Origin of the sequence: Kiloniella laminariae, assembly GCF_027214005.1 — a bacterium.
GTDB classification, from domain to species: domain Bacteria; phylum Pseudomonadota; class Alphaproteobacteria; order Kiloniellales; family Kiloniellaceae; genus Kiloniella; species Kiloniella laminariae_A.
This window is the reverse complement of the sequence record NZ_JAPWGY010000003.1, coordinates 669,871-688,801: the sequence shown is the minus strand read 5'-3', so window position 1 is coordinate 688,801 and position 18,931 is coordinate 669,871. Positions and strand designations below refer to the sequence as shown.

General features: G+C 51.3%; 19 protein-coding genes. 9 read left to right on the top strand and 10 right to left on the bottom strand.

What is annotated here, in order from left to right; translation table 11 throughout:
• The 4 genes from pheS to rpmI all read right to left on the bottom strand — a co-directional run bounded on the left by pheS (position 1) and on the right by rpmI (position 2,272).
• Complete coding sequence (pheS, locus tag O4H49_RS12270; protein WP_269423709.1) at positions 1–1,071, bottom strand: phenylalanine--tRNA ligase subunit alpha; 1,071 nt, start codon at positions 1,069–1,071, stop codon at positions 1–3.
• Positions 1,072–1,112: 41 nt separating this feature from the next.
• A complete protein-coding gene (locus tag O4H49_RS12265; RefSeq protein ID WP_269423708.1) occupies positions 1,113–1,502 on the bottom strand; it encodes a hypothetical protein in 390 nt (129 codons plus the stop codon).
• A gap of 194 nt (positions 1,503–1,696) precedes the next feature.
• On the bottom strand, positions 1,697–2,053 hold the full coding sequence (gene rplT / locus O4H49_RS12260; protein WP_269423707.1) for a 50S ribosomal protein L20: 357 nt from the start codon (positions 2,051–2,053) through the stop codon (positions 1,697–1,699).
• Between the two features lie 18 nt (positions 2,054–2,071).
• On the bottom strand, positions 2,072–2,272 hold the full coding sequence (gene rpmI / locus O4H49_RS12255) for a 50S ribosomal protein L35 (RefSeq protein ID WP_020590807.1): 201 nt from the start codon (positions 2,270–2,272) through the stop codon (positions 2,072–2,074).
• Positions 2,273–2,630: 358 nt separating this feature from the next.
• Here rpmI and O4H49_RS12250 point away from each other — a divergent pair, with 358 nt between their 5' ends.
• Positions 2,631–3,734 (top strand): efflux RND transporter periplasmic adaptor subunit, encoded by a 1,104-nt coding sequence (locus tag O4H49_RS12250; RefSeq protein WP_269423706.1) that lies wholly within the window; start codon positions 2,631–2,633, stop codon positions 3,732–3,734.
• 2 nt (positions 3,735–3,736) lie between these two features.
• Positions 3,737–6,865 carry an efflux RND transporter permease subunit gene (locus O4H49_RS12245; protein ID WP_269423705.1) on the top strand — a complete coding sequence of 1,043 codons (3,129 nt, stop codon included), beginning with the start codon at positions 3,737–3,739 and terminating at the stop codon, positions 6,863–6,865.
• A 46-nt stretch (positions 6,866–6,911) separates the two neighbouring features.
• Here the strand turns inward: O4H49_RS12245 and O4H49_RS12240 are convergent, their stop codons facing one another.
• From O4H49_RS12240 to O4H49_RS12225, 4 genes are all read right to left on the bottom strand, one after another.
• Positions 6,912–8,129 (bottom strand): NAD(P)/FAD-dependent oxidoreductase, encoded by a 1,218-nt coding sequence (locus O4H49_RS12240; protein ID WP_269423704.1) that lies wholly within the window; start codon positions 8,127–8,129, stop codon positions 6,912–6,914.
• 91 nt (positions 8,130–8,220) lie between these two features.
• A complete protein-coding gene (infC, locus tag O4H49_RS12235; protein WP_020590803.1) occupies positions 8,221–8,742 on the bottom strand; it encodes a translation initiation factor IF-3 in 522 nt (173 codons plus the stop codon).
• A gap of 172 nt (positions 8,743–8,914) precedes the next feature.
• Positions 8,915–10,834, bottom strand: a complete 1,920-nt coding sequence (gene thrS, locus O4H49_RS12230; RefSeq protein WP_269423703.1) for a threonine--tRNA ligase — start codon at positions 10,832–10,834, stop codon at positions 8,915–8,917.
• Between the two features lie 179 nt (positions 10,835–11,013).
• The gene (locus tag O4H49_RS12225; protein WP_269423702.1) at positions 11,014–12,243 is read right to left on the bottom strand and encodes a glycosyltransferase family 4 protein; all 1,230 of its coding nucleotides are present in this window, start codon (positions 12,241–12,243) and stop codon (positions 11,014–11,016) included.
• A 30-nt stretch (positions 12,244–12,273) separates the two neighbouring features.
• On the opposite strand from O4H49_RS12225, the gene O4H49_RS12220 reads away from it, so the two are divergent.
• The 5 genes from O4H49_RS12220 (at position 12,274) to O4H49_RS12200 (ending at position 15,817) form a co-directional block, all read left to right on the top strand.
• Complete coding sequence (locus O4H49_RS12220) at positions 12,274–13,080, top strand: alpha/beta hydrolase (protein ID WP_269423701.1); 807 nt, start codon at positions 12,274–12,276, stop codon at positions 13,078–13,080.
• 169 nt (positions 13,081–13,249) lie between these two features.
• A complete protein-coding gene (locus tag O4H49_RS12215) occupies positions 13,250–14,212 on the top strand; it encodes a bifunctional helix-turn-helix transcriptional regulator/GNAT family N-acetyltransferase (RefSeq protein ID WP_269423700.1) in 963 nt (320 codons plus the stop codon).
• A gap of 35 nt (positions 14,213–14,247) precedes the next feature.
• Positions 14,248–15,090, top strand: coding sequence for an AzlC family ABC transporter permease (locus O4H49_RS12210; protein WP_269423699.1), 843 nt, complete (start codon positions 14,248–14,250; stop codon positions 15,088–15,090).
• Positions 15,087–15,404, top strand: a complete 318-nt coding sequence (locus O4H49_RS12205; RefSeq protein WP_269423698.1) for an AzlD domain-containing protein — start codon at positions 15,087–15,089, stop codon at positions 15,402–15,404. The genes O4H49_RS12210 and O4H49_RS12205 overlap by 4 nt, the downstream gene beginning before the upstream one ends.
• Before the next feature lie 41 nt (positions 15,405–15,445).
• Positions 15,446–15,817 carry a cupin domain-containing protein gene (locus O4H49_RS12200; protein WP_269423697.1) on the top strand — a complete coding sequence of 124 codons (372 nt, stop codon included), beginning with the start codon at positions 15,446–15,448 and terminating at the stop codon, positions 15,815–15,817.
• A 38-nt stretch (positions 15,818–15,855) separates the two neighbouring features.
• On the opposite strand, the gene O4H49_RS12195 is transcribed toward O4H49_RS12200, so the two are convergent.
• Entirely contained in the window at positions 15,856–16,743 is an 888-nt protein-coding gene (locus O4H49_RS12195; RefSeq protein ID WP_269423696.1) for an SDR family oxidoreductase, read from the bottom strand.
• Positions 16,744–16,836: 93 nt separating this feature from the next.
• Between O4H49_RS12195 and O4H49_RS12190 the strand changes: the two genes are divergently transcribed.
• Positions 16,837–17,619 carry a tetratricopeptide repeat protein gene (locus O4H49_RS12190; protein WP_269423695.1) on the top strand — a complete coding sequence of 261 codons (783 nt, stop codon included), beginning with the start codon at positions 16,837–16,839 and terminating at the stop codon, positions 17,617–17,619.
• Between the two features lie 65 nt (positions 17,620–17,684).
• On the opposite strand, the gene O4H49_RS12185 is transcribed toward O4H49_RS12190, so the two are convergent.
• Positions 17,685–18,356: a glutathione S-transferase family protein gene (locus O4H49_RS12185; protein WP_269423694.1), complete on the bottom strand. Its 672-nt coding sequence runs from the start codon at positions 18,354–18,356 to the stop codon at positions 17,685–17,687.
• Between the two features lie 105 nt (positions 18,357–18,461).
• Between O4H49_RS12185 and O4H49_RS12180 the strand changes: the two genes are divergently transcribed.
• A complete protein-coding gene (locus O4H49_RS12180; RefSeq protein ID WP_269423693.1) occupies positions 18,462–18,893 on the top strand; it encodes a hypothetical protein in 432 nt (143 codons plus the stop codon).
• Positions 18,894–18,931 lie beyond the last annotated feature (38 nt).

Below are 18,931 nucleotides of genomic sequence, written 5' to 3'. Positions count from 1 at the left end.
TTACAGACCACGAACCATGCTGGGCATTTCCATGGGCAGGAACCCATAGTGTTTCATCCAGCGCAGATCTGTTTCATAGAAAGTCCGTAGATCGGGGATACCGTATTTGAGCATGGCCAGACGCTCGATCCCGATCCCGAAGGCAAAACCCTGATATTTGGTTGAATCGATACCGCAGTTTTCAAGAACCTTTGGATTGATCATGCCACTGCCAAGAATCTCGAGCCAGTCATTGCCAGCACCGATTTTCAGCTGGCCATCTGCCCGGCTACAGCCGATATCGACTTCTGCAGAAGGTTCTGTAAAGGGGAAGTAGCTCGGACGGAAACGCAGGGGTAAATCCTCAACCCCGAAATAAGCCCGACAGAATTCGATTAGAACACCCTTGAGATGTCCCATATTGGTCTTTTCATCAATCACAAGACCCTCGACCTGATGAAACATCGGGGAGTGCGTGGCATCGTGATCGGCACGGAATGTCCGCCCCGGTGCAATAATCCGGATCGGCGGTGTCGTGGTCTGCATTGCCCGGATCTGTACGGGTGACGTATGGGTCCGTAGAACCGAACGGGTGCCATCTTCGCGCTCTGGCATATAGAAGGTATCAAGTTCCTGGCGTGCCGGATGTTCCGGCGGAATATTCAGGGCTGTGAAATTATGAAAATCATCCTCGATGTGTGGTCCCTGAGCGACAGAAAAACCCATTTCACCAAAAATTGCCACCAGCTCTTCCAGAGTTTGACTGATGGGGTGCATTTTCCCAATCGTGACCGGACGCGCAGGCAAGGAAACATCTATCGTTTCACGAGCCAGACGTTCAGATAAAGCCGCTTCGTGCAAGATTTCCTTACGACGATCCAGGGCATCAGCCACATCCTGCTTGATCAGATTAAAAGCCTGCCCTGCCGCTTTTCTCGCTTCAGGATCAAGCCCGCCCAGGGTTTTCATCCGCTGGGTAATCTCACCTTTTTTCCCCAGCGCCTGTACCCGCACATTATCGAGGGCTTCAAGGTCAGCTGCTTCTTCTACCCGCTGCAGCAAGGCGCCACGGAGTTCTTCCAGATTTTCCATTCCACTACTTCCAGTCGCGGGGGGAATCTCCCCCTCTATCTCTATTCAAGCTTCATCGCCAACATGGCCATCGCACCACCGGTAACACTCTGCACCTGGCCATCAAACAGGACCTGATCCAGGACAACATCCCGGGAAATTTTGTCAAATCGGTAGAGCAAGATCAGTTCTCGCTCGATACCATCCAGTTCTTTCCGGATCGTAGCCGTCACCCGGATTACCTCTTCAGACTGTTTAGCATCCCAAGGCTCTGAGAGCCAAGTGACTTTCCCGCTTCGTCCGGCAAGCTCATCAACCAGTTCACCGATCGTCTTTCCGTCCAGCGTTCTTTGGCGTACGGCAAAGGTATCGGGGGAATAATCTCCCTCATTACAACTTGCCAGAACAAACAAACATAAAAGCAGGGACGCAAAATTTTTGAGAGAGAACATTATATCTTAACAGTACCAGGAGCCACAGTGATCAGATGTGGCAGAAGAAAAACGGGGAAAAACATACTCAATAACAAACCAGTAGCTAGTCCGGTCGGCTCATCCTGACGATATAATCAAGACAAAAGGCAGCACCCGGATACCGGATGCTGCCTTCGGATAGTCACCTATCGCAGAGCTTGGCGTCTTATAAATTACGCCAGAGCTGCTTTTGCTCTTTCCACGACAGCTGCGAAAGCTGCTGGTTCACGAACAGCAAGATCTGCCAGAATTTTACGGTCGAGACCGATTTCGGCTTTCTTGGCACCATTCATGAACTGGGAATAAGTGATCCCGTGCTGACGAACACCAGCATTGATACGCTGAATCCACAGACCGCGGAAGGTACGCTTTTTAACGCGACGATCGCGATAAGCATACTGCCAGCTTTTTTCCAGGCGCTGTACGGCAACCCGGAAGACGTTTTTACCACGGCTACGGAAGCCGCGAGCAAGTTTAGTGATTTTTTTGTGGCGTGCGCGCGCAGTCACGCCCCGTTTTACACGAGCCATATTGCTACTTCCCTAACCTTAACTGTTAACGAGAAAATTACGTTTGATGATGCGAGCATCGGATTCACAGAGAGTTGTCGTCCCGCGAGCGTTACGAATCATTGTCTGTGAACGCTTGCGCATCCCGTGCCGTTTTCCTGCCTGGGCAGCAACGACTTTACCAGTTCCGGTCAGGCGGAAGCGTTTCTTCGCGCCAGATTTCGTCTTAAGTTTGGGCATTTTCTTTCCTTTAAATAACAGGTTCTTTTCAGAGTGACTAGGCATACCCTTTGGCTCATGCCACCCGACAATGGCGGGGTTTATAGTACCCTTTCCCCACAAAGGCAAGGGACTTAAACTCAGGAGCGCGAACATTACCAGCAAGCTCGGCCAGGCCAGACAAAACCCGCTCAAGGCACCTCTTGTAATTTAAGAATAATTTTTGGTGCCTGACCATGTATAGTCTTACTATCTGAGGGACAGTATAACTTTGCAAAACATACCCAGGGGTATTGAAATATAATTTCCAGACAATACTTATCCCGGACACCTTCGTCCCACGATCAGATTCCGAGACAGACAACAGCGAGAGAAACCGATGCGTAAATCCACCCCCTGGAGTCTAGCAGCTCTGATTGTCACAACCTCCTTCAGCCTTCCCGCCCACACCCAAGAAAGCGCTTCCCCCCTCCCCAGCGTAGTCGTCACAACTGTTACCGAACGGGATATTGCCCCAGAGCTCAGCTTCATTGGCCGTGTTGAAGCCAAGGAAAAAGTTTACATTCAGGCAAGAGTAGAAGGTTTTCTTGAACAGCGCCTGTTTACAGAAGGCTCGATCGTCAAGAAGGGAGACCTGCTCTACATTCTGGAAAAAGCACCCTATGAAATTGCCGTTGCCCAAAGTCAGGCAGACCTGGCTGGCGCGGAAGCAACCCTGAAGAACGCCCGCTCCGATCTCAGCCGCAAAGAAGAACTCCGAAAAAAGAAGGTCGTCTCCGAAGCTTCACTGGACACCTCCCTTGCAAACGAATCCTCTGCTCTGGCAAGCGTCATGCAGGCCAAAGCATCCTTGCGAAAAGCCGAACTGAACCTCAGTTACACCGAAATTCACAGTCCGATTGACGGCCAGATCAGCAGTTCCCGCTACAGTGTCGGGAACCTGGTCAATGCCAGCAGCGAACCCCTGGCCACGATCACCAGTATGGACCCGATTTATGTCAACGTTCCGGTCAGTGACAAGATCATCCTCGAAGTACGACGCGAGGGACCGATCACAGAACCAACAGTTACTCCGACGCTTACGCTTTCCGATGGAAAACCGTATGAATTCGCAGGCCAGTTTGATTTCATCAACACCGAAGTCAACCAAAACACCAACTCGATCACCACCCGGGCTGTTTTCCCCAACCCGAACCACCTCTTGGTACCGGGGCAATTTGTAAACGTTGCCGTCCGGGCAAAGGAAACCCACCCTGCTCTCGTCATTCCCCAATCTTCGGTCCAGAAAGACCAAACAGGTTACTTTGTTCTGGCTGTCAATCGGGACAACAAGGTCGAGATTAGACGAATCGATGTTGGCGAACAGATTGAAACCGACTGGGTGGTCACAAACGGATTGCTTAAAGGTGAACGCATCATTGTTCAGGGGATACAAAAGGTTAGGCCCGACATGCAGGTCAATCCGGTTGAAGAGGGAGCCTGATTGTGTTTTCAGCTTTTTTCATCAATCGCCCGAAGTTCGCCCTGGTTATATCCATCGTTATAGTTCTGGCTGGTATCATCGCCCTTAAGGGCCTGCCTGTAGCCGAATATCCCGAGATCACCCCCCCGCAGGTTAAAGTTACGACCTCCTATCCCGGAGCAAATGCCACTGTTGTCGAACAATCTGTCGCCGCCCCGATTGAAGCAAAAGTCAACGGCGTTGACGGTATGCTTTATATGTCCTCTACGAGTAGTAACGATGGCAGCTATGAGCTAACGGTCACCTTTGCTGTGGGAACAGATCCGGATATTGCCGCGGTTAATGTTCAAAACCGTGTAGCAACGGCCAATTCCTCCTTACCGCAAGAAGTCACACGACAAGGCGTCATCACGCAAAAACAGTCAACGTCAATGCTTCTTGTGATCAATATGGTCTCGCCCGATAACTCGCAAGATTCACTGTTCCTGAGTAACTACGCTTCTATTTATATTCAGGATTCATTGGCGCGTATTAACGGCGTCGGCAGCGTCTCGCAGTTCGGCGCTCTGGATTATGGAATGCGTGTTTGGCTTAACCCGGACCGTCTTACTGCCGTTGAGCTCACAACCAAAGATGTGACCGAGGCTATAGAGAATCAAAACATTCAAGCCACAGCGGGGCAACTGGGTGCACCACCGTTTGAAGGAACGCCCCAGTTTCAATACACCCTTCAAGCCAAAGGTCGTCTGACAACTGTTGAAGAGTTTGAAAATATTGTTATCCGGGCCAATCAAGACGGTTCTTTTGTCCGGCTAAAAGACATTGCGCGGGTAGAACTTGGCTCACAAAGCTATTCTTCCGCCTCAAAACTCAACAACGCCCCTTCTGCAGCGATTGCGGTTTATCAGTCACCTGGCGCCAATGCCCTTGAGGTTGCCGATGCCATCTATGCAGAACTTGACCGTCTATCGAAAAGTTTCCCACAAGGCGTCGAGTACAAAATACTCTATGATACAACCAACGCCGTTCGTGCCTCGGTCAAAGAAGTCATCGAAACGCTGCTCATCACCTTTGCTCTTGTTGTCAGCGTAACTTTCCTATTTTTGAGTGATTGGCGTTCAACCCTGATCCCGAGTCTTGCAATCCCGGTATCTCTTATCGGTACTTTTGCCGTTCTATATGCTGTCGGCTTCAGTGCCAATATGATCACGCTCTTTGCCATTATCCTTGCAATCGGGATTGTCGTAGATGACAGCATTGTCGTTGTTGAAAATGTCCAAAGGATCATGAAAGAAACCGGCAAATCGGCAGCTGATTCAACCAAGCAGGCAATGAAAGAGGTCACCGGCCCTGTCGTAGCAACAACTTTGGTGCTTTTGGCAGTCTTTGTACCTGTATCCTTCATGCCAGGCATTACCGGCGAACTCTATAAACAGTTCTCACTCACCATTTGCGTGGCAGTTTCACTCTCATCCATTAACGCTTTAACGCTTTCGCCTGCACTTTGCGCACTTCTTTTAAAACCAGACAGCGGCGAACCCCGTGGCCCTTTGAAACTGTTCGCAAACCTCGTTGATCGTACCCGTAATGGCTACAGCAGAGTTGTTGCCCTTATGATCAGAAGGCTTGCTATCTCCTTGGCCGTTCTTGGTATTTTCGCTGGTGTGACCGTCTATATGTTCCAGACGGTCCCCACAGGATTTATTCCCATGGAAGACAAAGGGGTGTTCTTCGTGAACGTTCAACTCCCCGATGGTGCATCACTGGAACGAACAAATGAAGTTACAGCGAAAGTCACCGAAATGCTTCTGGAAGAAGAAGGCGTCACAGATGTTATTTCCGTTTCCGGCTTCAGTATAATATCGGGAGCAGCTTCAAACTCATCCCTTCTGATACCGATATTAAGTGACTGGTCAGAACGCAGCTCCTTTGAACTAAAATGGTTCAATATTCTCGGCCGAATTAATGGTCAGTTAGCAGGTCTTGCAGCAGCAGAATCTTTTGCTTTCCCTCTCCCCCCAATCATGGGGCTGGGTACAAGCGGCGGCGTAGAGGCCCAAGTTCAAGATTATCTAGGACGAACACCACAAGAACTTGCTTCAGCTGTGCGCAGCTTGGCTTTTGCAGCCAACCAGCAACCTGAATTAAGTTCTGTATTCAGCACTTACTCCGCCAATATTCCCCAGCTATTCCTGGAAGTTGACCGAGAAAAAGCTCTCGTTCTTGGCGTCAAGGTTTCGGACATTTTCTCAACCTTGCAGGCAAACCTTGGCTCATCCTACATCAATGACTTTAACCTCTACGGAAAAGTTTATCGGGTTCAAATTCAAGCCGAAGCTCAGTTCCGTGACGGGTTGGAAGACATCGATAATCTGCATGTTCGAAATGATAACGGCGATATGATCCCTTTACGGACGCTTATTGAAATAGAACCAATCCTCGGCCCTCTGTCGGTTGCCCGCTACAATCAATTCAAATCAGCATCCATAACGGGTTCTCCTGCGACCGGCTATAGTAGTGGCGATGCCATTGCGGCACTGGAACGCGCTGCTGCAAACGCCCTGCCTGATGGGTATGGAATTGAATGGACCGGGACATCCAAACAGGAGCAGGAGGCAGGGGGTTACATTGTCATTATCTTCTCTCTGGCTTTGATCTTTGCCTATCTCTTCCTTGTGGCCCAGTATGAAAGCTGGACCATACCTCTGTCTGTCATCACATCCGTAGTAATCGCCGGATTTGGCGCTTTGCTGCCCATGACACTGCTCCCCTTTCTCGACAACAACCTCTACGCCCAGATCGGGATGGTCATGCTGATCGGCCTTGCGAGCAAAAGCGCCATTCTGATTGTTGAATTTGCCAAGGTACGTCGTGAAGAAGGTCTGACAATCCATGAAGCTGCACTTGAAGCTGCTTCATTGCGCTTCAGGGCTGTCATGATGACAGCGCTTTCGTTCATCCTCGGTGTTTTACCCTTGATCTTTGCTTCTGGTGCTGGCGCGGCCAGCCGGGTTGCCGTTGGCTTCGTTGTATTCGGGGGCATGGTTGCCGCCACATCAATCGGCATCCTTTTCATCCCGACGCTCTATGTAGCCTTCCAATCCCTGCGAGAAGCTGCCAACAACAAACTTTGGAAGCCCAAAGAAAAGTAATACAAATCCTGAAAGGGCCGGAATAGTCATTTTGGCCCTTTCAGACTTACTTTGCCTTTCTCGCCCGAGCATTTGCGCAAAGGAGCTGAAATGCCTCCGAAGCCGGCTCGACAGCACCAAATCGCTGCAGATCAAAAGGCATCAGATCATACCCGCTTTTCCCCTCTGTGATCAGTTCGGCAAGAGCGTCACCAATACCTCCCGAAGCCATCACCCCCGACCCACAGCAACCTGCCGCGACGAACAGACCTTCTACGGCTTTTGCAGCTCCTAAAAGAAAATGCCCATCCGGTGTGTACGCTGAGAGGCCTGCCATATAGTGCTCAAAACGAGCAGCCCCCAAACCAGGAAAAAAACCCGAAACCCTTTGCTCTGCCTCAATCAGGGCGTCCCATTCATCTCCCTCGTCCGTTACAGCAAAAGACGATATATCTTCTGGCAGGATCCGGTAATCAAAAGTACGCGAACGGGCCTCTTGAACCCCGAGCAACAGGCCACCCACCTCGGGTCGGGTATAGGCCCCGGCGTCTGCATGTATCATCATGGGCTGGTGATCCCCAAAGTCGGGTTCTGGTGCGGCAATCCAGAAGTGGCTTCGGGTTGGAACCATCGGCAATGCGATACCAAGAGGAAGAGTCAGATTATTTGACCAGGACCCGCCAGCAACAACTACTCTGTCACAGGGAACAACTCCCTGGTCGGTTTCGACACCAGTGACAACACCATTTGCCATCCTGATACCCAGAACAGCGATACCCGCTTTAACCGTCGCCCCGGATAATCTTGCCGCCTTTGCATAGGCCCGGGTTAAACGATAAGGATCAATATAACCTTCCTCTTTGAAGTACACTGTCAGGGCATCATCCCCAGCCGTAAACCAGGGCAGCTTTTCGGACCGCCAATTCCGGTCCACCATCTCGGCAGAGGTGCCTTCTTCCCGCGCTCTGTTCAGCGTTTTCAGCAGACTGGCTTTGTTTGCTTCACTCTCTGCAACTCTCAAGCTGCCAACAGCCTTAAAATCAAGCGCCTCCCCTGTAATCTCTTCCAGTTCGGAAAAGAGCTCGAATGTCCGACGGCTCAAGTGATCAACAGCAGGCTTGGAAGATATTTTGAACATTAGCCCGGCAGCTTGCGAAGAGGAAGCCGTTGCAAGGTCTCGACGTTCCAGCAACAGAACATCGTCCACACCCCGCTTTGCAAGGTGATAGGCAATGGAACAGCCCAGTATTCCTCCTCCGATTACGACAAGCGAGGCCTTTGCCATAGCTATACCTTCCATAACTAAAACCGATGTATTACAGACAATAAAAAAGCCGCTCGGAACCGAGCGGCTTTTTCAATCCAGATTTCAACCCCTACCTCGGAGCCAAGATCATAATCATTTGGCGACCTTCCATCTTGGGGCGCAACTCGACTTTTGCGATTTCATCAAGATCAGTCTCGATACGCTTGAGAACATCAAGTCCAATGTCCTGGTGCGTAATTTCACGGCCACGAAAACGCATCGTCACCTTGACCTTGTCACCCGCAGAAATGAACTTGTTCGCGGCCCGCATCTTCACATCATAGTCATGTGTATCGATGTTGGGGCGAACCTTGAGTTCCTTGAGCTCAACAATTTTCTGTTTCTTGCGAGCTTCGTTTTTCTTTTTCTGCGTCTCAAAACGAAAACGGCCATAGTCCATGATCTTGCATACCGGTGGCTCCGCATTTGGAGAAACCTCTACAAGATCCAGTCCGGCATCGAGCGCGCGTTTCATCGCGTCTCTTGTTGATACCACACCAACCTGTTCGCCTTCTTCATCGACAAGGCGGACAGAATTGACTGTGATTCGTTCATTTACCCGCGGACCATCGATGCGCGGGGGTGTTGTCATTGGAGGGCGTGCTATTGTCGTGCTCCCGTTATTCCTGTTATTCCAAAATTGCTGACAGCTGGCGTCAGCAGCAGGTCATTACCCTAAAAATGCCGACCATATTCTACCATTACGCCCGGCATAATGCCAATAACCCCCAGTGGTCGGCAACCAGAAAGTTATTTTTTATCCCTTATCCTTCAGCAGGCGACTTCGCTTCCTCAGCGAGAGAGCTAAGTGCCTCTTCCAAAGTCATAATTTGTTGGTCCTTGCCACCAAGGCGACGCAGAGCAACTTTCCCTTCCTCTGCTTCCCGACGCCCGACAACAGCAATGACCGGTGTTTTGCTCAGGCTGTGCTCGCGAATCTTGTAATTGATTTTCTCATTACGCAGATCCGCTTGAACCCGAAGACCAGCGGCTTTCAGCTTGTCTCGGACCTCAAGTGCATAGTCGTTTGCATCCGTCGTGATCGAGGCAACCACGACCTGTTGCGGTGCCAGCCAGAGCGGAAATTTGCCTGCATATTGTTCAATCAGGATGGCAATGAAGCGTTCGAAAGACCCGAGGATCGCCCGATGCAACATAACCGGGCGATGACGTTTGTCATCTTCACCAATATAGGAGGCATCAAGACGCTCTGGCAGGATCACATCAACCTGCAAAGTTCCGCACTGCCAGTCTCGACCGATCGCATCCTTGAGCACAAATTCGAGCTTTGGACCATAGAATGCTCCTTCACCCGGGTTCATTGTATAGCTAAGGCCAGCTTCTTCGACTGCTTCACGAAGTGCAGCTTCCGACTTGTCCCAACTTTCGTCGGTACCCGCACGCTTCTCGGGACGGTCGGAAAATTTGACAACGATGTCTTCAAAACCGAGATCTTTATAGACCATCTTGAGCAGGTCGCAGAAAATCACTGTCTCGCTGTTGATCTGGTCTTCGGTACAGAAAATATGCGCATCATCCTGAGTGAAGGCCCGCACGCGCATCAGCCCGTGTAAAGCACCAGAAGGCTCATTCCGGTGACAGGCGCCAAATTCTGCCATCCGCAGCGGCAGGTCGCGATAGCTGGTTTGACCCTGTTTGAAAATCTGCACATGTCCGGGACAGTTCATTGGCTTGACCGCCAAAGTACGGTCATCCTCGGAACTGGCGATAAACATGCCCTCGCGGAATTTCTCCCAGTGACCAGACGCCTCCCACAGGGAACGATCAATCAGCTGTGGTGTCTTGACTTCCTGATAGCCAGCCACACTGAGGCGCTTGCGCATATAGTCTTCCAGCGAGCGATAGAGCGCCCAGCCTTTTGGATGCCAGAACACAGAACCCGCAGCTTCTTCCTGCAGATGGAACAGGCCCAGTTCCTTGCCCAGACGACGGTGATCACGCTTTTCTGCTTCTTCAAGCATGAGCAGGTGCTTCTTCAGCTCCTTCTCGTCTGACCAGCAGGTGCCATAGATACGCTGAAGCTGATCATTATCCTTGTCACCGCGCCAATAGGCACCGGAGACCTTCATCAGCTTGAAGCCCTTGCCGATCTTGCCCGTGGAGGGCGCATGAGGTCCGCGACACAGATCCAGCCAGTCCCCCTGACGATAAATTGTCAGATCTTCATCCCCGGGAATATTGTCAACGTGCTCGGCCTTGTACTTCTCGCCTTTGGCAAGGAAGAACTCCTTAGCCCTGGCCCGATCCCAGACTTCCCGTACGAAGGGCAGATCCCGCGCGATGATTTCGTGCATCTTCGCCTCGATCTTCTCCAGATCATCGGAAGAAAAAGGTTCTGCCCGGGCAAAGTCGTAGTAGAACCCTGTATCCGTAGAGGGACCAAAAGTAACCTGTGTATCCGGGTAAAGCTCCTGTACAGCCTCAGCCATTACATGCGCACAGTCATGGCGCAACAGAGGCTGGGCTTCTGCATGTTTCCGGGTCACAATTTCCAGGGTCGCATCGGTGGTGATGGTATAGGACGTATCGCGTAATTCGCCATTAACAACCACAGCCAAAGCATCACTGGCCAAACGTGGACCAATGGATGCAGCCACCTCATGCCCTGTGACGGGACCGTCAAATTTGCGCTGACTTTCATCAGGCAATGTAATCGTGACCATAGGAAACCGTTCTCAGTTACTGTTTTACGTAGAGGAAATTGAATTTTTACAAGGTTTCGGCACTGTAGAATGTTTCCCTGTACTGTCAAGCACAGCACAGGGGAATCCGGGTAAACAGACCGATTCTTTTAATTTCCCCGCAGGGAAATCATTATAGAATCATACGGCGAACCTGCGATCTAAACCGCCTTGCTGGTCTTGGCGTTGATAAGTTCACTATAGATTGACAGCGTCTTGGCACACATCAGTTTCTTGGTGAAAAACTGCTGAACCCGCTCCTGTCCCTTACGCGAAAGGATTTCCCGCTCCCGGGCATTGAGACTAAGAGCTTTACGAATAGCCCTGGCACAGCTTTCAGCATCACCGTTTTCGAACAGGAAACCTGTTTCGTTTGGCAGCAACTGCTCCTTGGCTCCACCATGATTACTTGCGACCACCGGGCGCCCCATTGCCTGGCCCTCACTCACCACTCGCCCAAATCCTTCCGGGTCTGTAGAAGCAGAAACCACGACATCGGAAAGCATATAGGCGGAAGGCATATCGTCACAGTTATCCATGATGAAAGCCCGTTCACTCAGCCCCAGATCTGCAATCATCTTTTCCAGCTCTTCACGATAGGCTGTACGCCCCTGATCAGATCCGACCAGGGCACAACAAAGATCAAGATCTTGTAAATGGGTCAGAGCCTGCAGCAGGATCGCCTGCCCCTTCCAGCGGGTCAAACGTCCTGGCAACATAATCAGAGGCACCCCATCAGGCAGACGCCATTTGGTCGAAAGCTGAATGACCCGTTCGGCACTAACAGTATGTGGACTGAAACTGTCGGTATCCATACCACGATGAACCACACGAATTTTGCTCTCATCAACCTCATAATTGTTACGGATATAGTCCGAAACAAATTCAGAGATCGAAATGACAATATCGCCCCGGGTCATCACAGAATTGTAGTAGCGCTTGAACCGGTTTTGGATATTGTAAGGGGCATGCACAGTTGTAACAAAGGGGATCCCGGCCTTGCGCGCGGCTCTTTGGGCAGGTCTTCCCGGTGCACGCGAGCGCACATGGACAAGATCAACACCGTGCTTGCGGATCACCTTCAACAGGCGGCTGGTATTACGCCACATGGTCCAGGGATTTTTCGAATGAACCGGCAATTCAACGTGCTCGACACCCGCCATATTCAACCGCGTGACAAGCTGCCCGCCGCGCGAAGCGACAATCGCTTTGCCACCCGCTTCGACAATGGCCTTGGCCATATCCAGCGTTCCCCGTTCAACCCCGCCAGAATCCATGGCAGGGACGACCTGGAGAATGGTCATGGCTGTTCCATCCGCCTTGATCAGAGACGGAAGCTCGGGGGTAGCAGCTTGCGATAACAAAGTGTTAATGTAAGAACCATCCGTCATAACGGTTACTTCAGGAGTCCTGTTTTATTTATGTCCGACAAAATCATAGCACCCGCTCAAAATACAGTGTCCAGCACCCAGTCACCAGCATTTCTCGAACGCCCTGATGGGCAGCGTATAGCCTATATAAAGACAGAAGGCGATAAGGATTTACCCGGACTTGTGTTTCTTGGCGGTTTCATGTCTGACATGACCGGGACAAAAGCCGTTGCATTGGAAAATTTTGCCCGCGACAGCGGGCAGAGTTTCCTGCGGTTTGACTATGCCGGACACGGGCAATCTTCCGGTCTTTTTAAAGATGGCACCATTGGTCAATGGAGTCAGGATGCCTTGGCTGCTCTCGACCACCTCACCGAGGGGCCACAGATACTCGTTGGCTCCTCCATGGGGGGCTGGATCATGTTGAACGTCGCCTTGCAGAGACCGGGCAGGATCCAGGGGTTGGTTGGAATTGCTGCAGCCCCGGATTTCACCGAAGATCTCATGTGGCAACAGTTTTCACCTGAAATAAAACAAACGCTATTGCAGGATGGCGTCTACCACCAGCCCAGTGACTATGGCGATGCCCCCTATCCCCTTACACTCAATCTGATCGAAGAAGGACGCAACCACCTGCTCTTACGACAGACGCAGAAAATTTCCTGTCCCGTCAGACTTATACAGGGAATTGAGGACCTTGATGTTCCCTGGATAACCGCGACACGAATATCAGAGTCCCTGCAAAGTGATGATGTCGAGATCATTCTTGTGAAAAACGGCGATCATCGGCTTTCCACGCCACATGACCTCCACCGTCTGTTCAAAATTGTCAAAGAACTCAGCCACAAGAAACTTTAACCAGCGACAAGCCCGGCAATCGCGATTGCCGGGCCATAATAACGTCCTGCCCCATTTATCAAGGCAGCCTGATATCCTTTTTTCATTTTCACTCTTGCCATTTCACCTCGCAAAACCAATTATGTAATCAGTTACGTAATTGGTTTTAGATTCGAGATAAATAATCTACATGGACATTATGGCGTCCTTTGGCAGCATCTCACTTGGTAGCCGCTTGAAAAGATTGAGTGATCAGCTCTTTCAGGAAGTTACCTCGATCTATGGTCAGGCGGGGGTTTCTTTGCAGCCAAGTTATTTTCCCCTGTTCTATCTCCTTTTCAGACAAGGAACAATTTCTGTCACCGATGCATCGGAGGCCTTGTGCGTCAGTCACCCTGCGGTCAGCAAGATGGCGCAGAAAATGATCCGGGAAGGCTGGATCATAAAGACGCCCGATCCTGAAGATGAACGAACCCAGAAGCTCTCCTTTACCGAACAGTCAAAAAACCTCTTGCCTAAACTCAAGCCTATCTGGAAAGAATTGAGCAAGGCAGTTGATGAGCTGCAAGAGGGCATAAAAGCGGCAACCTTGACCGAACATATCCTCGCTATCGAACAGCGCCTGCAAGAAACATCTCTAAGCCAACAGGTTCTTGAAAGGCTCAACGACCCCCGGCTTAATGGCGCGATAACGATCGTCGGCTGGGACCCAAAATATGCCGAAGCCTTCAGGCAGTTAAATCAGGAATGGCTTGACCACTATTTCCCCGACCAACAGGCCCAAAGAGACAAAGAGTCCCTCGGCAACCCTGGCGGCTATTATCTTTCGCGTGGGGGCTCCATATTCTTTGCCCTGATCAATGGCGCCCCTGTTGGTACCTGTGCATTGGCCCGGGTCAGTGACGACCTATTTGAAATTTCGAAAACCGGGGTCACGCCCTCCGCCCAGTCAAAAGGGATTGGGCGCAGACTGATGCTGGAAACACTTGCCGAAGCGAGACGTCTTGGCGCAAAGCAGGTCTTTCTCGAGAGTAACAGGAAGCTGCTCCATGCTCAGAAACTCTACCGAAAACTGGGCTTCTGCGAAACGGCACACCCCCTCGGAAAGTCTGAATATGAACGCTCTGACATCTACATGATCTTAACCCTTTAACCCTGACACGCTTCAAGACCCAGCGAGAAGACGACATGACAAACCTGCATGACCCGGGCACCTGCTCCTCCCCGGAAATCCTTGCCAACACCGGGACAAGTCAAAGCTGCCCAAACCGTCTTAAAGAAGTCTTTGCAGGCAGCCGTGCAACAATTCCTATGATTGTTGGTGCAATTCCTTTTGGCATCATCTTTGGTACACTGGCGGAACAAAGCGGCCTTTCGCCTCTTGGGGCCATTGCCATGTCAGTTTTTGTCTTTGCCGGCTCCTCCCAGTTTATTGCTCTTGGTTTACTGAGTGCCGGCACAGGCCCTCTGATCATTATTGCAACGACCTTTATCGTCAATCTGCGCCACCTGCTCTATTCCGCAGCGATTGTTGATGACGTCAAACACCTTCCCGGGTTTTGGCGGGCCCTGATCGCTTTTGGCCTGACCGATGAAAGCTTCGCCATTCTCGCCGACAAGATCCGTAAATCAGATGAAAATTGGCGTCTCGGGTCTCTGCAATGGTTTTATCTTGGCTCTTTCCTGGCCATGTACTGTAACTGGATTCTCTGTACCGTTATCGGCATTACCCTGGGCGAACTCTTTCCCCAGATGAACAGCTGGGGGTTGGACTTTGCCATGTCTGCAACCTTCATTGGCATGGTGTTGCCCTACCTCACCACACGACCCATGTTGGCCTGTGTCCTGGTTGCCGGGGCGATGTCTTTGGGAACAGCAGATCTGCCGCACCAACTCGGCCTGATGGTTTCTGCCATTTCAGCAATTGCCGTCGGGCTTTCCTTTCATCTTGCCTGCCGGAGAAAAGAGAAAACCGCAGTACCCGAAGGAATGAGTACAGAGGACATAAAGACAAATGAGGAAAACAAATGACTGAAATTCTGATGATAACCGGAATGGCAGCCGTAACATTTGCTATCCGCTATATACTGCTTGCCTCTGCTGGACATTTCTCTTTTCCGGGCTGGGCCAAGGCCGGTTTGAACTTTGTTCCGCCCGCCGTCCTCACGGCCATTATTTTCCCGGCTATATTGATTCCCAATAACAATGGCATCGAATTCAATATTGAGAACCCCGCGCTTCTTGCCGCCATCGTTGCTGTGATCACGGGCCTGGTCCGCAAGGACCTGCTGACAACAATTATTGTCGGGATGTTCGCTTTCGGTCTGTTCAAATGGCTGCTTTAACCAGAAAAAACAAACTTGCTGCCAGCTTAAAGGAACAATCTATGTCGTTTCCAGATGTCGCTACACCTCAACAAGAATTTGATCAGATTACCCAGCATTGGTCGCCAAGAGTTCTCGCCCAGGTCAATGATCAGTACGTCAAGATTGCCAAACTCAAAGGAGAGTTCGTCTGGCACAAGCATGATAACGAAGACGAGCTCTTTTATATCATGAAGGGAAGTCTGACGATGCAGTATGAAAACAGGACCGTATCGCTTAAAGAAGGCGACATGCACGTGGTCCCCAAAGGCGTTCTTCACAATCCTGTCGCCGCAGAAGAGTGCTGGATCATGCTGATTGAGCCTGTCAGCACCGCCCACACGGGAGACGTGGTTTCCGATCGCACCCGCAGTATTGAAGACCAGCTCGCCTGAGGTATGGCAAGCTGGTTCACATCGTCAAATGAACCTGGTCACAAAAGACTCTGCAGACCTGTTTCATAATCAGGATACTGGAGAACAACACCCAGTTCGTGAAGCATACGGCTGTTATCAACCCGCTTGTTATCCAGCCAGAACGAGCGGGCCATCGGCGTCATATCAGCGGCTTCAAAAGAAACCAGTGGCGGCGGAGCAATCCCTATCAGCTCGCAAGCACGGGTCGTGACCCGCCAGGGTTCTTCCGGGGCATTATCACAAACATTATAAATGCGTCCGGGGTCTGGCCTCTCCAGCGAGGCCTCAAGAACGTTTGCGATGTCTTCCACATGAATCCGGCTGAAAATATGCCCCGGCTTGTTGATACGCTGCTTTACCCTGCCCCTTCGGATACTGTCAATCGGACTGCGTCCGGGGCCGTAAATCCCGGCCAATCTGAAGATCTGCAGCGGCAGGTTTTCTTCATGAAACAGCTGCTGCCACTGCAGCTCTGCCTTTGCCCGGCGTTGGCTGCGGGTGCTACTGGGATGCAGGACATCCTCTTCATGGACAAGACCACCATCCCTGTTCCCATAAACACCCGTTGTTGAAAGATATCCGAACCATTTCAAACTTTTACAAGCCAGAATATCTGTTACGTGGTGATCAAATACGGCATCCCCTTCAGCATCCGGCGGCACGGAGGTAAGGATATGGGTAACTCCCAGCAATGCTTCATCCGCATTTGGCAGCACCGCATCCCGATCGAAAGGCCAGACCATAATCCCTTCAGCCCGCAAGGCATCCATTTTGCCTCGGTCCTTATCCGCACCGGGCCGTACTGTGCCTGACACCCGCCACCCCTTGGCCAAAAGCCTGCGGGCAAAAACCAGGGCGGAATAGCCCAGTCCGAAACAAAAAAGATGTTTGGTTGTATCCGTCATAAAGTCGATCTCGAAATTGCCTGAATCACACTATAGGCTCCGCACAGAAATAAAAAAGCACCCCTTGCCAAAATCCCGTTCGATGAGCCAAATATGCGCATGATGACAAAAACCCGGATATCCACAAGCCTGCTTCTGCTTCTGACGACCATCGGCATGAGCTCTGCTGCCGTGGCAGAAAACAAAGCACCGATCAACCACGAAGAGCAATACGAAGCCTGCCTCAGACTGGTTGAGAGCCGACCTGATTCTGCCTTCGAGGCTGCTCTGAGCTGGGCTTCACAGGGCGGAGGCTATGCAGCGGAACACTGCGCGACCCAGGCCCTTTATGCACTCAAGATTTATGATGCTGCAGCAACCCGACTGGAAAAGCTCGCGCAGGACATGAAAAGCAATGATCTCCTGCTCAAGTCACAACTGCTGCATCAAGCAGGACGGGCCTGGTACAGCCATGGTGATCTTGACCGGGCCTTTGCTGTCCAGAGCACAGCAATCACGATCTATCCCGATGGTACAGACTATTACATTGACCGCGCCGAAATCCTTGCTGAACAAGGTCGTTTTGATGAGGCACTGATTGATCTTGAGGTTGCCCATGGCCTTGAACCAGAGCGTGATGACGTGCTTGTTCTCCGTGCTTCTGCCAAAAGGTTTCTCGGCAATGATGCAGACGCGATGACCGATGCAGAGAAAGCCTTGTCCCTGAATCCCGATAATATGGAAGCCTTGCTTGAACGCGGGATTCTGCGCCGTCTCAAGGGGGATGATGCCGGAGCCCGGGAAGACTGGCTCCGAATCGTCAACAAAGCCCTTGGCACTCCAGCAGCCGACGCTGCCCAGCTTAATCTCGAAAAACTGGATGTTACGGTAAACTGATCCGCAGGCTGAGCCTGGTTTCAGATCCCCTCTTCAACACCATTGATCTGTTTTTCCGGGTATACCTAGAAATCCAGATCAGCATAGTGTTTGACCGGAGGTGCCCCGGCGATTGTATCACCGAGCACCCCGCGCATGCAGGGACGGGACTTGACCCGGGCATACCAGTCTTTGGCACCAGGGTGCATCTGCCAGGGGACATCGCCAATGTAATCCAGCGCTGAAATATGGGATGCCGCGGTAATATCGGCGAGGGAAAAATCTTCTCCGGCAAGCCAGTTTCTTCTGTCACTCAGCCAGCCGATATATTCCAGATGATAGTGTATATTTGCATGACCTGCCCGGATAGCAGAGGAGTTCGGCTGCCCCAATCCCAGAAAACGCTTGAGCATCTTCTCCTCGACCAGATTCGCGGTAACTTCACGCCAGAACTTCAGATCAAACCAGGCAATCAGCCGTCGGACTTCCGCCCGGCATAGCGGCCCGTCACCCAGCAGGGGATTTTCCGGATAGGCTTCTTCAAGATACTCGGCAACGACCTGGGCTCCGCCGGTAATGGTGGTCCCGTCTTCTTCGACAAGCACGGGAACCTCACCCGCAGGATTTAGTTTCAAAAACTCGTCCCGGCGTTCCCAGATCTTTTCTGCGTGTAACTCACATTCCAGCTGTTTTTCGCGCAAGAGCATGCGAACCTTGCGACAGCCCGGATCGAGTGGAAGATGATAAAGTGTTCTCATTGCCGCGACTATAACCCTGCGAACCCGAGGAGAAAACCTCGGAAAATACGGATAGCAAAAAGAACACAGCTACTCTGGGCGAGCGATTCGTTCTTCTTGTTGCGAATGAATAACACAGCTAAAACCCACTGCAATACCCTGAGAAACAACCCGCGTAACAAGCAGAGCCATGCCGTGAACAAACCAAGCTTTAAAGTACTCTTCCACCTTTCGAATGAGACCATAGATATCGTAGAAATAAAACGTCTGGACCTCCCCGACACGGAAGAGAAATCCGAACTGTTTCACTGGCTATTACTCTCGGACAAACATTTTCAGCGCCTGTCTTTTGTCTCCATGTCCGTCACAGGCGACAGACAAAACCGATGCTTTCGCGAAGGGCTGCTTGAGTTTACCGACAGCAAAGGGCGTTTTACTCCTGTCCCGGGCTGCGGCAGGCGAACAGGCGCTGAAGAACTGGCCGTTCACCAGCTTGAAAAACCTTCCGCAAAACTCGGACAGCGGATTAAAAACTATCTTTCCGGAATCCAGGCCTGATCCGCCAAAGAAAAAGGGCCAGATAACCGGCCCCTTTT

What these genes read in the sequence shown, in the direction of transcription:
- O4H49_RS12240 (WP_269423704.1), bottom strand. Translation starts at nt 8,129, where the DNA reads ATGGCAAAGGCCTCGCTTGTCGTAATCGGAGGAGGAATACTGGGCTGT.
- O4H49_RS12190 (WP_269423695.1), top strand. Translation starts at nt 16,837, where the DNA reads ATGCGCATGATGACAAAAACCCGGATATCCACAAGCCTGCTTCTGCTT.
- pheS (WP_269423709.1), bottom strand. Translation starts at nt 1,071, where the DNA reads ATGGAAAATCTGGAAGAACTCCGTGGCGCCTTGCTGCAGCGGGTAGAA.
- rplT (WP_269423707.1), bottom strand. Translation starts at nt 2,053, where the DNA reads ATGGCTCGTGTAAAACGGGGCGTGACTGCGCGCGCACGCCACAAAAAA.
- O4H49_RS12195 (WP_269423696.1), bottom strand. Translation starts at nt 16,743, where the DNA reads ATGACGGATACAACCAAACATCTTTTTTGTTTCGGACTGGGCTATTCC.
- O4H49_RS12220 (WP_269423701.1), top strand. Translation starts at nt 12,274, where the DNA reads ATGTCCGACAAAATCATAGCACCCGCTCAAAATACAGTGTCCAGCACC.
- thrS (WP_269423703.1), bottom strand. Translation starts at nt 10,834, where the DNA reads ATGGTCACGATTACATTGCCTGATGAAAGTCAGCGCAAATTTGACGGT.
- infC (WP_020590803.1), bottom strand. Translation starts at nt 8,742, where the DNA reads ATGACAACACCCCCGCGCATCGATGGTCCGCGGGTAAATGAACGAATC.
- O4H49_RS12185 (WP_269423694.1), bottom strand. Translation starts at nt 18,356, where the DNA reads ATGAGAACACTTTATCATCTTCCACTCGATCCGGGCTGTCGCAAGGTT.
- O4H49_RS12215 (WP_269423700.1), top strand. Translation starts at nt 13,250, where the DNA reads ATGGACATTATGGCGTCCTTTGGCAGCATCTCACTTGGTAGCCGCTTG.
- O4H49_RS12250 (WP_269423706.1), top strand. Translation starts at nt 2,631, where the DNA reads ATGCGTAAATCCACCCCCTGGAGTCTAGCAGCTCTGATTGTCACAACC.
- rpmI (WP_020590807.1), bottom strand. Translation starts at nt 2,272, where the DNA reads ATGCCCAAACTTAAGACGAAATCTGGCGCGAAGAAACGCTTCCGCCTG.
- O4H49_RS12200 (WP_269423697.1), top strand. Translation starts at nt 15,446, where the DNA reads ATGTCGTTTCCAGATGTCGCTACACCTCAACAAGAATTTGATCAGATT.
- O4H49_RS12180 (WP_269423693.1), top strand. Translation starts at nt 18,462, where the DNA reads ATGAATAACACAGCTAAAACCCACTGCAATACCCTGAGAAACAACCCG.
- O4H49_RS12205 (WP_269423698.1), top strand. Translation starts at nt 15,087, where the DNA reads ATGACTGAAATTCTGATGATAACCGGAATGGCAGCCGTAACATTTGCT.
- O4H49_RS12225 (WP_269423702.1), bottom strand. Translation starts at nt 12,243, where the DNA reads ATGACGGATGGTTCTTACATTAACACTTTGTTATCGCAAGCTGCTACC.
- O4H49_RS12265 (WP_269423708.1), bottom strand. Translation starts at nt 1,502, where the DNA reads ATGTTCTCTCTCAAAAATTTTGCGTCCCTGCTTTTATGTTTGTTTGTT.
- O4H49_RS12210 (WP_269423699.1), top strand. Translation starts at nt 14,248, where the DNA reads ATGACAAACCTGCATGACCCGGGCACCTGCTCCTCCCCGGAAATCCTT.